At 36.1% G+C, this 14,566-nt stretch carries 13 protein-coding genes; 9 read left to right on the top strand and 4 right to left on the bottom strand.

Annotated features, from left to right (window positions below):
* Positions 1-30: 30 nt before the first annotated feature.
* A complete protein-coding gene (locus VI621_RS09495) occupies positions 31-2,094 on the bottom strand; it encodes a M13 family metallopeptidase (protein ID WP_324218142.1) in 2,064 nt (687 codons plus the stop codon).
* 138 nt (positions 2,095-2,232) lie between these two features.
* Between VI621_RS09495 and VI621_RS09490 the strand changes: the two genes are divergently transcribed.
* From VI621_RS09490 to VI621_RS09475, 4 genes are all read left to right on the top strand, one after another.
* Positions 2,233-2,898, top strand: a complete 666-nt coding sequence (locus VI621_RS09490) for an SCO family protein (RefSeq protein ID WP_324218141.1) — start codon at positions 2,233-2,235, stop codon at positions 2,896-2,898.
* Between the two features lie 149 nt (positions 2,899-3,047).
* Positions 3,048-3,287, top strand: coding sequence for a FeoA family protein (locus VI621_RS09485; RefSeq protein ID WP_324218140.1), 240 nt, complete (start codon positions 3,048-3,050; stop codon positions 3,285-3,287).
* Positions 3,287-5,386, top strand: coding sequence for a ferrous iron transport protein B (feoB, locus tag VI621_RS09480; protein WP_324218139.1), 2,100 nt, complete (start codon positions 3,287-3,289; stop codon positions 5,384-5,386). Before VI621_RS09485 ends, feoB begins: the two co-directional genes overlap by 1 nt.
* 6 nt (positions 5,387-5,392) lie before the next feature.
* The gene (locus VI621_RS09475; protein ID WP_324218138.1) at positions 5,393-5,524 is read left to right on the top strand and encodes a FeoB-associated Cys-rich membrane protein; all 132 of its coding nucleotides are present in this window, start codon (positions 5,393-5,395) and stop codon (positions 5,522-5,524) included.
* A 2-nt stretch (positions 5,525-5,526) separates the two neighbouring features.
* On the opposite strand, the gene VI621_RS09470 is transcribed toward VI621_RS09475, so the two are convergent.
* Genes VI621_RS09470 through VI621_RS09460 form a run of 3 tightly spaced genes read right to left on the bottom strand, consistent with a single transcriptional unit; the run spans position 5,527 to position 8,540 of the window.
* On the bottom strand, positions 5,527-5,943 hold the full coding sequence (locus VI621_RS09470; protein WP_324218137.1) for a hypothetical protein: 417 nt from the start codon (positions 5,941-5,943) through the stop codon (positions 5,527-5,529).
* A 42-nt stretch (positions 5,944-5,985) separates the two neighbouring features.
* Complete coding sequence (locus VI621_RS09465; protein ID WP_324218136.1) at positions 5,986-6,639, bottom strand: metal-dependent transcriptional regulator; 654 nt, start codon at positions 6,637-6,639, stop codon at positions 5,986-5,988.
* 29 nt (positions 6,640-6,668) lie between these two features.
* Complete coding sequence (locus VI621_RS09460) at positions 6,669-8,540, bottom strand: Nramp family divalent metal transporter (protein WP_324218135.1); 1,872 nt, start codon at positions 8,538-8,540, stop codon at positions 6,669-6,671.
* 107 nt (positions 8,541-8,647) lie between these two features.
* Between VI621_RS09460 and VI621_RS09455 the strand changes: the two genes are divergently transcribed.
* The 5 genes from VI621_RS09455 (at position 8,648) to VI621_RS09435 (ending at position 14,563) form a co-directional block, all read left to right on the top strand.
* A complete protein-coding gene (locus VI621_RS09455) occupies positions 8,648-10,840 on the top strand; it encodes a TonB-dependent receptor (RefSeq protein ID WP_324218134.1) in 2,193 nt (730 codons plus the stop codon).
* Positions 10,840-11,304 (top strand): thioredoxin family protein, encoded by a 465-nt coding sequence (locus tag VI621_RS09450; protein ID WP_324218133.1) that lies wholly within the window; start codon positions 10,840-10,842, stop codon positions 11,302-11,304. The genes VI621_RS09455 and VI621_RS09450 overlap by 1 nt, the downstream gene beginning before the upstream one ends.
* A gap of 35 nt (positions 11,305-11,339) precedes the next feature.
* Positions 11,340-12,491, top strand: coding sequence for a lycopene cyclase family protein (locus VI621_RS09445; protein ID WP_324218132.1), 1,152 nt, complete (start codon positions 11,340-11,342; stop codon positions 12,489-12,491).
* A gap of 97 nt (positions 12,492-12,588) precedes the next feature.
* Positions 12,589-12,999: a BrxA/BrxB family bacilliredoxin gene (locus tag VI621_RS09440; RefSeq protein ID WP_324218131.1), complete on the top strand. Its 411-nt coding sequence runs from the start codon at positions 12,589-12,591 to the stop codon at positions 12,997-12,999.
* 208 nt (positions 13,000-13,207) lie between these two features.
* The gene (locus tag VI621_RS09435; protein WP_324218130.1) at positions 13,208-14,563 is read left to right on the top strand and encodes a rhodanese-related sulfurtransferase; all 1,356 of its coding nucleotides are present in this window, start codon (positions 13,208-13,210) and stop codon (positions 14,561-14,563) included.
* Positions 14,564-14,566: the final 3 nt, after the last annotated feature.

The raw sequence follows: 14,566 nt of genomic DNA, 5'->3' as shown, positions 1-14,566 counted from the left end.
TGGGATCTTTCTTTTATATAAAATTGTCAATTACCAGATTTTCACTCGGTTTTCCGGCGCAACATACATTCCGTCTCCTTTTTTAATTCCAAAGGCATCATAAAATGCATCTACATTTTGTATCGGCACATACGCACGATACATTCCTGGAGAATGCGGGTCTGTTTTTACCTGATTTTTAATCGCTTCGTCACGCATTTTTGAACGCCAGATGGTAGCCCAAGAAATAAACAACCGTTGTTCTGGTGTGAAACCATCGATTAATCCAGGATTTCCATTTTCTTTCAAATACAATTGCAGTCCATCGTAAGCCGCATTAATTCCACCTAAATCGCCGATGTTTTCTCCAAGTGTGAATTTTCCGTCCACATGGATTCCAGGTAATGGTTCTAATGCACTATATTGATCTGCCAATGCATTTCCTAGTACTGTAAATTGTTTCAAATCTTCTGCTGTCCACCAATCTACCAAGTTTCCGTCAGCATTATATCGTGCTCCGGAATCATCAAATCCATGAGAAATTTCGTGACCGATTACGGCGCCAATTCCACCATAGTTTACGGCTTCATCTGCCTGATAATTGTAAAATGGCGGTTGTAAAATGGCCGCAGGGAATACAATTTCGTTATAAGAAGGATTATAATAGGCGTTTACAGTTTGTGGCGACATACCCCATTCGGTTTTGTCAACCGGTTTTTTTAATTTTTCTAAATCGTCTTTATAATTCCAACGGGACAGCGTAATCACATTGTCAAAATAGCTTCCGCCTTCGACTGGGCTTTTTAAGTTTAATGCGGAATAATCCTTCCATTTATCCGGATAACCAATTTTGATGGTCACTTTGTTTAATTTTTCTACAGCGCTTTTACGGGTCTCTGCAGACATCCATGTCAAATTATTTATCCTGTTTTGATAAGCTAAAATGACATTTTGTATCATTTTTTCAGCTTTTAATTTGGCTTCAGCCGGAAACATTTTTTCTACATATAATTTCCCTAATGCTTCTCCGACGGAACCATTTATGGTTTGCAAAGCTCTTTCTTCAAGGGGTCTTTGTTTGATGGCGCCGGTCAATGCTTTTCCGTAAAAATCGAAATTTGCAGCACCAATTGCAGAAGATAATTGTCCTGCAGATCTGTTCAATAAAGACCAACGCATGTAGGCTTTCCAGTCCTCAATTTTATTTTCTGACAAAATCGTTTGCAAAGCAGCCATATATCTTGGCTGTGTAACAATGATGGTATCTAATTTTGAAAAACCAACACCTGAAAGATAATTTTCCCAATTTACGGCAGGCGTCATTTTTTGAAGATCGGCAACCGTCATTGGATTGTATTGTTTTCTGCTATCTCTTCGCTCTACCCTGTCTAATCTTGGTTTCGATAATTCGATTTCCAATGCTAAGATTTTGTTGGCATTTTCTTTTGCTTTAGCAGGAGTTTCTCCAATAAACTGCAACATTCTTGCAACGTGAAGCACATATTTTTCACGTTTTTCTTTTGAATCTTTATCTTCCGAAACATAATAGTCTTTGTCCGGCAGACCCAATCTTCCTAATCCAAGGAATACTGAGTTTTTGGTACTATTTTTATCATCCGCACCTACTCCAACACCAAAAAAACCAATTCCACCGATGGGTTCCATCTCAATCATTAGTTTTTGTAAGTCGTTGCTGTTTTTTATGGCATTGATTTTTGCTAAATAGGGTTTCAAAGGCGCAATTCCCTGTTTATTTCTTGCCACCGTATCCATAATGGATTTGTATAGATTGATGGCTTTGCCTTGATCGGTACTGGATTTGTATTTTGGATTTGCTGCTGCTTCTTTCAAAATAGCCAAAGCATCGGTATCTGTTTTTTGACGCAATTCATCAAAACTTCCCCAACGGGTTTTGTCGCTTGGGATTTCGGTTTTATCATACCAGGTTCCGTTTACAAATCGGAAGAAATCATTTCCTGGTTTTACCGATTTATCCATAAAAGAAACATTGATTCCCGGTTCTTTCGGAGCTGGTCCTTTTTGGGCATGACATGGTGTAAATCCAATAATTACCGGAATTACAAAAAGAAGTTTTTTATTGAACTGCATTTTCATTTTTATATTGGTTTAGTTATTACTATTACAAAACTATCGATAAAACTTTTAAATAATGTTAAATTTTATTCCGAATAACATTCTGTTAATTTGAATTATAACAGGACTCGTTTTCGTATTTTTGCAAAAAAAATATTTATGTTTTCTTTCTTAAAAAGATACCGTATTTTCTTTGGCGTAATGCTAATCCTTTCAATAGTGATTATTTCGTTGTTTTATAACGCTTTAAAACCACAAAAAACATTACCGATATACAACCCATCAATGGTAAATCCCGAACTGGTTGATAGTACGGTACAATATATTAGTAAATACCACACGATTGCCGATTTTTCTTTTATAAACCAAAACGGGAAAACCATTACTCAAAAAGATTACGAAGGCAAGATTTATGTGGCCGATTTTTTCTTCACGACTTGCGGTTCTATTTGCCCAAAAATGACTACCAATTTAGCAGCAGTTCAAAAAGCATTTATCAATAACCCAAAAGTAATGTTACTCTCCCATACAGTGTTCCCAGAAACTGACAGTGTTCCTGTCTTAAAAAAATATGCGATCAAAAATGGCGTGATGGACAGCAAATGGAATTTAGTTACCGGTGACAAAAAAGCGATTTACACCATGGCCAGAAAATCCTATTTGGCGGTGAAACTTGGAAAACCAGAAGAATTATACGATATGGTTCACACCGAAAACTTTGTTTTGGTAGATGCTAAAAAACGTGTTCGTGGTTTTTATGACGGAACCAAAAAAGAAGATATTCAGCGGTTGATTGCAGATATTAATTTTTTATGTAACGATTAAGCAGCAATTTTTTCATTCGCTTACAAACTCCCCGAAGCAATCCTTTTTCGTACTGTTGTTGACTGTAAAAAGTTACAAAAATGATAATTATCATTTAATTTAGTATTATAATATGTACTTTTGTAATCTTAATTCAATCTAAATAAGACTTGCGTACCACCATATATTCCCTTAAAAAAGGCGAAAAAGCCATCATAAAAGACTTTGACGTAGACACGGTTCCATTGAAATTACTGGAGATGGGATGCTTGCCGGGTAATATGGTGGAATTACTTCAAGTTGCTCCCTTTGGCGATCCTTTATATTTAAATGTAAATGGCTCTCACTTGGCTATCCGTATTGAAACTGCACGCGAGATTGAAGTTGAAATAATCAAAAACAACTTATAATGAGCGGCAAAAATATCAACATAGCTCTGATAGGGAATCCTAACGTGGGGAAAACCTCGGTTTTTAATGAGTTGACCGGTATGAACCAACAGGTAGGGAATTATCCCGGAATTACCGTTGAAAAAAAGATTGGCTTTTGCAAATTGCCCAACAATATCAAAGCCAATGTACTTGATTTGCCCGGAACCTATAGTTTAAATGCAAGTTCTATTGATGAGAATGTCGTAATTGAACTTTTGCTGAATAAAAATGATAAATTGTATCCGGACGTGGCAATTGTAGTTACGGATGTAGAAAATTTGAAACGAAATTTACTGCTTTTTACCCAAATAAAAGACTTAGAAATTCCAACTATTCTAGTCATTAATATGGCGGATAGAATGAAGTATAAAGGAATTTCATTAAACATAACTTATCTTGAAGAACATCTAAAAACCAAGATTGCTTTAATCAGTACCCGAAAAGGCTATGGGATTGATGAATTAAAAAATTTAATTGTCAATTACAAATCCCTTTCAGTTGAACCTTGTTTAAATGCTTCGAGTATTGACCCGGAATATTTCAATAATCTTCGCAAAGCGTTTCCAAATCAATTGTTGTATAAATTGTGGCTGGTTATTACACAAGACGTAAATTTCCTGAATTTAGAGCGTAATGAAATCGGAAGTTCTTTTACCAAATCCCATTCGGATTTAAAACGTCTGCAACAAAAGGAAACCATTAAACGCTACCAGTTTATCAATGATGTCCTTAAAGAAGGAATGATCATTGACTCATCAATCGCCAAAGATTTCCGCAGTAGAATTGATCGTGTTTTAACCCATAAAATTGGCGGTTATGTGATTTTCTTTGCCATATTGTTTATTATTTTTCAATCTATTTTCGATTGGTCAAGTGTTCCAATGGATTTCATCGACAGCACTTTTGCTTCCTTAAGCAGTATTGCAAACGATTCCCTTCCGCCTGGTGTTTTAACCAACTTGATTTCACAAGGAATTATTCCCGGAATCGGCGGAATCCTGATATTTATTCCGCAAATTGCCTTCCTGTTTTTATTCATTTCTATTTTGGAAGAAAGCGGTTATATGAGTCGCGTGGTTTTCCTGATGGATAAAATCATGCGTAAATTTGGCTTGTCCGGAAAAAGCGTCGTGCCTCTAATTTCCGGGACAGCCTGCGCCATTCCAGCAATCATGGCAACCCGAAACATCGAAAATTGGAAAGAACGATTAATCACTATTTTGGTAACACCGTTCACGACCTGTTCTGCCAGATTACCCGTTTATGCAATCATTATTGCTTTAGTAATCCCTGATAAACGCATTTTTGGAATTTTAAATTTACAGGGTTTAACCCTAATGTTATTGTATCTCTTAGGTTTTGGGATGGCTATTTTTTCGGCTTATATTTTAAATAAAATATTGAAAATAAAAGGCAAAACCTTCTTCATTGTCGAAATGCCAAATTATAAATTGCCTATGTTTAAAAACGTAGCGATTAATGTTATTGAAAAAACCAAAGCCTTTGTTTTCGGTGCCGGAAAAATCATTCTCGCGATATCTGTCGTTTTGTGGTTTTTGGCTTCTTATGGACCTGGAAAAAAATTCAATGATGCTGAAGCTATAATAAGTTCAAAAACAGAAAACAGTGCTTTGCCTAAATCAGAACTAAAAAATAAAATTGCGTCTTATAAATTAGAGAATTCCTATATTGGAATTATGGGGAAAAGTATTGAACCCGCCATTTCACCATTAGGTTATGATTGGAAAATTGGAATTGCGGTTATCAGTTCATTTGCTGCAAGAGAGGTTTTTGTAGGTACTTTAGCAACAATTTACAGCGTTGGCGGAAGCGATAACGAGGTGACCATCAAAAATAGAATGGCGGCCGAAGTCAATCCGGTAACAGGAGAAAAAATATTCAATTTTGCTTCAGGAATCTCCTTATTGTTGTTCTATGCTTTTGCGATGCAATGTGCCAGCACAATTGCCATTACCAAAAAAGAAACCAATAGTTGGAAATGGCCTTTAGGACAGTTGATTTTTATGACTGGATTTGCTTATGTTGTTGCGCTGATTGCTTATCAAATTTTAAAATAAAATGCTATGCTACAAGAAATAGTTGCTTTTATTGCTTTGGGAATTGCGGTTGCTTTTTTAATTAGAAAATTCTTTCTTAAAAAGAAAAAATCAGGTAAAAATTGCGGCAGCGACGATGAGTGCGGAGGTTGTCACTAATCTTATTTTAAATACCCAATTTTTATATAGTAATCTTTTAGATCGATTTGACTGCCATTTTTTGGATAAGGCAAAACACCAATGCTTTTTATCTTTTTTTGATTTGAAGGCAAATAGTTCGAAAACCAATCTATGTTTTCTTGAAGATGCACTGACGAAACGGTAATTGTTTTGTCCTCGATAAATTTTCGGTTTTGATAAAGGGAAATTATCACTTTTACATCCCCGGCCCAAACACAGGTCACACCTTCCGGACACCGGGAATCAGACAATACTTCCTTCAAAACAAGGTGATATCCCTTTTTTTTAATGCACTTTTTTTGGGTAATCTTGACATATTTGATATTTTCCTGTTCGGTATTCTGTGCAAATAAGGAAGCGCTAAAAATCAGCAGAAAGGCCAGAAGAATATTTTTCATATGATTTGAATTTTGATTATACCAAATATAGCTTCTTTTTATTTAAGTTAACTTAACAAAAAGGTTACTAGCAATTTTATTTGAAATCGTTAAATCCTTGTTGTCTACTTTTATTTTTAGGGACAAATCAAAACTTTCTTTTCCGATGATTTCAATTTTCGAACCCAAAGCAATTTCCTGTTTGTCTAAATATTTCAGAAATTCCGACGAGGTGTCTTTTACGCCAACACAGATTCCAACCTGATTTTCGTGCAATTCTGAGAGCAATTGTTTTTCAATTTTTATAATCCGTCCATTGGCATCCGGAATGGGGTCGCCATGCGGATCTTCGGTTGGATTGCCCAGAAAATCATCCAGTTTATTGATGAGTTTTTCGGATTTAATGTGTTCCAACTGTTCGGCAACATCATGAACCTCGTCCCATGAAAAGTCCAGTTTTTCCACTAAAAAAACTTCCCATAAACGGTGTTTTCTTACTATCATTTTCGCCGAAAGTTTTCCTTTTTCGGTCAGGGAAACTCCTTGGTATTTTTTGTAATTTATTAAATCTTTTTCAGCTAATTTCTTAAGCATATCGGTAACTGATGATGCTTTGGTTTCCATCATTTCGGCAATAGCATTCGTGCTTACTTCTGATTCCGAAATATTGGTGAGATGGTATATAGTTTTGAGATAGTTTTCTTCTGAAAATGTCATTTTTTTTATTTTTTAGCCCTGCTATACATTTATTTTTTTACGATAAGTAACGGAATAGAAATTTTGTGGCGCAATTTGTCGACGGTTGTTCCAAACACTAAGTCCTTGAATCCGGTATGACCGTGGGTTCCCATTACCAAAATATCAAAATTCCCTTTATTGATGATGTTCGGAATCACTTTATTTGGTTTTCCGAATCCTAGTTGCGTTGCTACATTAAATCCTTTTTCAGCTAGCATTGCTTTGTATTCCTCTAATAGTTTTTCGTCAATCAGCGTTTCATGATCGTCAATATTTTCGCCATAAACCATCGCTCCTACTGTTTCTACGATATGAATCAAAGTGTATTTTGCTTCTATTCCACCCAATTCGAAAGCGCTGTTTAAGGCCACTTCATCTGAGCTGGAGAAATCTACGGTAACGGCAACATTCTTTTTGGCATAACTTCCGGTTTTAGAAAATTGCAGTTTTAAACTGTGTGGCGAATGATTTTGAATATCGATTTTCGATTTTGAAATAAAAGGTTTGAATACGATATATAACAGTAAAATCAGGAAACTTATGGCTAACGGAACCACCGTCAACCACAATACGATTGGGTTTTCAGAAGTTTCTAACCATCCGTTGATTTCATCAAAAACCAATTTAGCGTTCAACGAAACAATAATTAAGGCAATGGTCCATCCTGCAATTTGGGTTACTCTACTGATATGAAAACCTTTCATTTTCGATTTATCGCTGACAAAATGAATCAACGGAATAATGGCAAAACCCAATTGTAAACTCAAAATGACCTGACTTAAAATCAGTAATTTTCCCGTTACGCCCTCGCCAAAAATCGTAATCACAATAACTGCCGGAACTATGGCAATTAATCGGGTCAATATTCTTCTAACCCAAGGTTGGATTCGTAAATTCAGATAGCCTTCCATGATGATTTGTCCGGCCAATGTTCCCGTAACAGTCGAGCTTTGTCCTGCGGCAATCAGGGCAACCGCGAATAACACGGGTGCCCATTTGCTCCCTAAAAGCGGCTCTAAAAATCGATGGGCATCCTGAATTTCGGCCACTTCATACATGCCGTTTTTATAGAATGTGGCTGCTGCCAGGATTAAAATGGCGGCATTGACAAAAAAGGCCAAATTTAGCGCAATGGTAGAATCGATGAAATTATATTTGATGGCCTGCTTGATTCCTGCGGTGCTTCGGTCGAATTTTCGGGTTTGCACCAAAGAAGAATGCAGATACAAATTGTGCGGCATTACCGTTGCTCCAATAATTCCGATGGCGATGTACAACGCCGCTTCATTGGGCATTGAAGGAATTAATCCGTAGATTACTTTTCCCATTTCCGGTTGCGCAAAAAACATTTCAAAAATAAATGAAACCCCAATAATCATCACCAAGGCAATGATAAAAGCTTCCATTTTCCGGATGCCTTTATTAATTAAAAACAATAATAAAAAAGTATCCAAAACCGTTATTAAAACCCCTTCTATCAATGGAATGTCAAACAATAAATTAATACCGATGGCCATTCCCAACACTTCGGCCAAATCACAGGCGGCAATGGCAATTTCTGCCAAAAAGTAAAGAATATAGTTAACCGGTTTCGAATAGGTTTCCCTTGATGCTTGCGCCAAATCGCGTTGGGTAACGATTCCTAAACGGGCACTAAAGCTTTGCAACAGCAACGCCATGATGTTACTCATTAATAGAACCCAAAGCAAGGCATAACCAAACTGGCTTCCGCCGGCAATATCTGTCGCCCAATTTCCCGGATCCATATAACCCACACTAACTAAATAAGCCGGGCCAAAAAATGCCAATATTTTTCTAAATACCGTTGTTTTGTTTTGTGTAGGAACCGATTGGTTTACTTCTTCAAGTGATTTGCCCATGTTGAAATTTAAATTATTGATACAAAAGTAATTAAAAAATTTGTTTTGCGAAATAAAATTTTTAGCTTTGCCTAAAATTTAATTTTACGTTAATCTAAAATATTGTTGTGAAAAATCTAATTATTCTTTTTTGTTTTCTAATCGGCGCTGTTTCATTTGCTCAATCCACCATAAAAGGGAAGATCACTTCCGAAGGAATGCCTTTGCAACAGGCTAATATTATATTGAAAAATACCAAAAACGCAACTATAAGCAATGAAGACGGTTCTTATAGTATCAAAAATATTACAGCGGGGAATTATGAAATTGTGGCTTCTTATACTGGCTTTAAAACCCAAAGAAAAAATATCACTGTTATCGACTCTATTGAAACCGTTTTAGATTTTGATTTAAAAGAAAATAATTCGTTGGACGAAGTGGTTATAACAGGAACATTAAAACCGGTTAGCCGTCTGGAAAGTCCTGTTCCTGTAGAAGTTTACAAACCTACGTTCTTTAAAAAAAATCCAACGGCCAATATATTTGAAGCTTTACAAAACGTAAATGGTGTCCGACCGCAATTGAATTGTAATGTTTGCAATACGGGCGACATTCATATTAACGGACTTGAAGGTCCTTATACTTTGGTCTTAATTGACGGAATGCCCATTGTCAGCGGACTTTCGACTGTTTACGGATTATCGGGAATCCCAAATTCATTGTTGGAACGAATAGAAATTGTGAAAGGTCCGGCATCTTCTTTATACGGAAGCGAAGCCGTGGGCGGATTAATCAATATTATTACTAAAAATCCGAAAAACGCACCCATTTTTTCAGCGGATGGGTTTTCGACCAGTTGGGGTGAAGCCAATCTAGATTTGGGTTTTAAAGGCAATATAGGAAAAGCTGCTTCGGTATTAACCGGTGTCAATTATTTCAATTACAGCAATCCGATTGATAACAACCATGATAATTTTACCGATCTCACCCTACAAGACCGAATTTCGGTTTTCCAAAAGTGGAATTTCAACCGGAAAAGCAACAAATTATTTTCGATGGCGGGACGTTTTTTCTATGAAGACCGATGGGGTGGCGAAATGCAATGGGAGAAAAAATACCGTGGTGGCAACGAAGTATATGGCGAAAGCATTTATACCAAACGTTGGGAATTATTAGGGGCTTATGAACTTCCGGTTTCTGAAAAAATGTTGTTTTCTTTTTCTTATACGGATCATGACCAAAATTCGGTTTATGGAGACATGCCTTATTTAGCGAAACAGCGCATTGGTTTTGGTCAATTGACCTGGGACAAAAAATTAAATAATCACGATTTGCTTTTCGGTACCGCCATGCGTTATCAATATTATGATGACAATACAACTGCTACTGTAAAAGAAGATATCAATTGGATTCCGAGTCTTTTTGTTCAGGACGAAATTCATTTGGCCGAAAAACACAGCCTTCTCTTAGGCGCTCGTTATGATTACAACAACAATCATGGTTCCATTTTCACCCCGCGTTTAGCTTATAAATGGAAAGTGAACGACAATAACATTATACGTTTCAACACCGGAACAGGTTTTAGAATTGTCAATCTTTTTACCGAGGAACATGCTGCATTAACGGGTGCTCGTGACGTTATTGTTCTTGAAGATTTAAAACCTGAGCGTTCCTATAATGCGAATCTGAATTATTTAAAGAAAATCTACGCTAAAAACGGAAACTTCATAGGTTTCGAGACCACAGCTTGGTATACTTATTTTACCAACTCCATAGTTCCTGATTACGACACAAATCCTGACCAAATTATTTATAAAAATCTTGATGGTTATGCTGTTACTAAAGGAATAAGTACCAATGTTGATATGGTTTTTAACAATGGCTTAAAGATGATTTTAGGCGCTACATTTATGGATGTCACCAAAACCGAAAACCGAATTACAACCCGTCAAATACTAACCGAAAAATTCACGGGGACTTGGACAATTTCCTATCGTTTGAAAAAAATATTCTTCGATATTGATTATACTGGAAATGTTTATGGCCCAATGCGTTTGCCTCATTTGGGCGAAAATGACCCAAGAAAAAAATATTCCCCAACTTGGAGCATTCAAAACATTCAGTTTACATTTAATAAACTCAAAAATATTGAAATCTATTTTGGTGTAAAAAATCTACTGGATTGGACACCAAACAAAGGCAATCCATATATTATTGCAGGAGCAGATGACCCATTTGGTCCAGACTTTGACCCAGGTTATGTTTACGGCCCAAATCAAGGAATTCGTAGCTTTTTCGGATTGCGTTATACCTTAAAATAATGAAAAAGATATTCTTTATAGTATTGATTTTCTTTTGGGCATTGCCATCCGGTTTTGCCCAACTGAAAGCCTATTCCTTCGAAGAAGTCGAAAAATTATCCAAAGAAAATCCAAAACCTATTGTTGTTTTTATTCATACATCTTGGTGCAAGTATTGCAAAATGATGGAACATTCTACCTTCAAAAATCCAGAAACAATTACGATTTTAAATGCTGATTTTTACTTCATTTCATTGGATGCCGAAATTAAAAACAACATCACTTTCAACGGTCATACTTTTAAATTCATACCAACGGGACAGAATACCGGAATTCATGAATTGGCAACAGCATTAGCGACAATTGACGGTGAAGTGGTTTATCCGACCATTACAATTCTGGCTGCTGATTTTTCAATTTTGTTTCAAAAACATTCCTATCTAAATGCTAAAGCGCTTACGGCTATCCTTGAGAAAATAAAATAATTGGTTACTTTTGAGAAGAATTTCCTAAAACCAACATGAAAAACTTCGACTACATTTTTACCGGCGCAGGTTTATCTGCTTTGATGACCGTTTATAAAATGGTTCTGTCGGGAAAATTTAATGATAAAAGTATTCTGTTATTGGATGAAAATCCCAAGAAAACCAATGACAGAACATGGTGTTTTTGGGAAGAACCTAACGGAAGTTGGGAAACGATCATCCACAAAAAATGGCATTCTGCCCTTTTTGCTGCTGAAAATATCAGGAGGGATTTAGATTTAAAACCGTATCAATACAATATGGTTCGAGGTTTGGATTTTTACAACCTGATATTTGATGTGATTTCAAAACAGGAAAACATCACTTTTCTCACTCAAAAAGTAATCGAAATTGAAGAATCGGAAAATATAATTCTGATACAAACCAATTCTGAAAGTTTTTCCTGCTCTAAACTTTTCAACAGCATTTACAACAAACAAAAAGCGGCAAATCAAACAAAATATCCGGTTTTACAACAACATTTTATCGGCTGGTTTATCAAAAGTGAACAAGCCGATTTTAATCCGGAACAAGCCACGTTCATGGATTTTTCAGTAGCGCAGAGAGGAAATACGCGTTTTATGTATGTCTTGCCCGCTTCTCAAACCGAAGCTTTAATTGAATACACCTTATTTTCTAAAAACCTGCTTCCGAAACAGGAATACGAAACCGAAATTCAAAAATACATTCAAAAACTCGGTATTTCTGCCTACGAAATTATCGAAAAAGAACAGGGAAGCATTCCGATGACGTGTTATCCTTTTTGGAAATTGAACACCAAAAACGTAATCAATATAGGTTCCGCAGGAGGTTGGACGAAAGCCAGTACGGGCTATACTTTCAAAAATTCTGATAAAAAATCTGCCGAATTGGTTGCCTTCCTTCAAAGGGAAAACGACTTTACAAAATTTTATAAAAAGACCAAATTCTGGTTTTACGATTTGCTTTTATTGGATATTTTAGATCGTAAAAATGAAATCGGTTCCACCATTTTTTCGTCATTATTCAAAAAAGGAAGCCCCACATTAATTTTCAAATTTTTGGACGAAGAAACTTCATTTTTAGAAGACATTCAGGTCATTCTCAAATGCCCGAAAATGCCTTTTATCCAAGCTTTATTTCATACAATTTTCAAAATAAAGAAATAACAATCAAACTATAACAAAACTTTATACATCAAATAAATTTGTTGGTTTGAAACTTTGTAACTTTGCAACTCAAAATTATAAATTTAAAATAAAAGATATGTATCCAGAAGAAATGGTAAAACCAATGCAAGCCGAATTAACGTCTGCAGGTTTTCAAGATTTACATAGTGCCGAAGCAGTTGAAAACGCATTAAAAGCAGAAGGAACGACATTAGTGGTTGTAAATTCTGTTTGTGGTTGTGCTGCCAGAAATGCACGTCCGGGAGTAACAATGAGTTTAGATAACGCTAAAAAACCAACGCAATTAATCACTGTTTTTGCAGGGGTTGATAAAGATGCGGTGGATGCAGCAAGACAACACATGTTCCCTTTTCCTCCGTCATCGCCAAGTATGGCCTTGTTCAAAAACGGTGAATTGGTTCACATGTTAGAGCGTCATCATATCGAAGGTCGTCCGGCAGAATTGATTGCCGAAAACCTGAAAGACGCTTTCAACGAATATTGTTAATTTAAAGGTTCAAAGAAGCAAAGGTGCTTAGGCACAAAGTTTACAAAAGCACTATTAATTTAGTGCTTTTTGTTTTTTTATAAAACTTATAAATTTACACTTTTGCAGCTCTACTTCTCTTACACCTTTGCTTCTTTGTCCCTTTTTTCTTCTAACCTTTTTCACTACTTTTGCAAAAATAATTTTCTCAACTTAAACTGTTTATAGCATGCAACTGTATAACACCTTAAGCGCAGAAGAAAGAGCCATCATGATTGATGATGCCGGAAAACAAAGACTTACTTTGTCTTTCTATGCTTATGCGCATTTAACAAATCCAACCGAATTCAGAAACGAATTATTTCTGGCTTGGAATCCACTCGAAGTTTTGGGCAGAATTTATGTCGCCCACGAAGGAATTAACGCCCAGTTGTCTCTTCCGGCCGATAATTTTTATGCATTTAAAGACCATTTAGACACCTATTCTTTCATGAAAGGCATCCGTCTGAATGTGGCCGTTGAACACGATGACCATTCCTTTTTGAAACTCACTATAAAAGTCCGCGACAAAATCGTGGCCGACGGTTTAGTAGATGAAACTTTCGATGTGACCAATATCGGAATCCATTTAAAAGCCAAAGAATTCAATGATTTACTCGAAGACCCCAACACAATTGTGGTCGATATGCGGAATCATTACGAAAGCGAAATCGGGCATTTTACCAACGCCATCAAACCCGATGTAGATACTTTTAGAGAAAGTTTACCCATTATAGAAGATCAATTATCAGAACATAAACAAGATAAAAAATTGTTGATGTATTGCACAGGAGGAATCCGTTGCGAGAAAGCCAGTGCGTATTTCAAACACAAAGGTTTTGAAAATGTGTATCAACTCGAAGGTGGAATTATAGAATATACAAGACAAGTAAAAGCCGAAGGTTTGAAAAGTAAATTTATCGGTAAAAACTTCGTTTTCGATCATCGCTTGGGCGAAAGAATTACGGATGATATCGTTTCGCAATGTCACCAATGCGGCAAACCTTGCGACGTGCATACCAATTGCGCTAACGAAGGTTGTCATTTGCTTTTCATCCAATGTGAGGCATGTGCTTCAGCTATGGAGGGCTGTTGTTCCAGCACTTGTGTAGATGTTATTCATTTGCCGGAAGAAGAACAAAAAATCATCCGAAGAGGCATAAAAAACGGCAATATGATTTTCAAAAAAGGAAAATCAGACGTTTTGACTTTCAAAAACAACGAAGAAACTCATGGCGTTTTTGTTGCTGAAAAACCAAAAACAGCCGTTAAGAAAGAACCAAAAATTAAGAAAATTTATATTGGAAAAGGAACTCATTTCTTTCCAAAACCAAGCATTGCACAATTTCTAATTGAAGAAAACGAAATTAAAATCGGCGATAAAATCCTAATCAAAGGTTCCACAACCGGAGAACAGCAAATGATCATCGAAGAAATGTTTGTTAATGAAATGGCTTCCGAAAAAGCGGTTCCAGGAGATACATGCACCTTCAAATTACCGTTCAGGATTCGATTATCAGATAAATTATATAAAATTTTAGACTAATTT

The organism is Flavobacterium sp. (assembly GCF_035292545.1).
Lineage (GTDB): Bacteria > Bacteroidota > Bacteroidia > Flavobacteriales > Flavobacteriaceae > Flavobacterium.
This window is presented reverse-complemented; position numbering and strand designations above follow the sequence as displayed.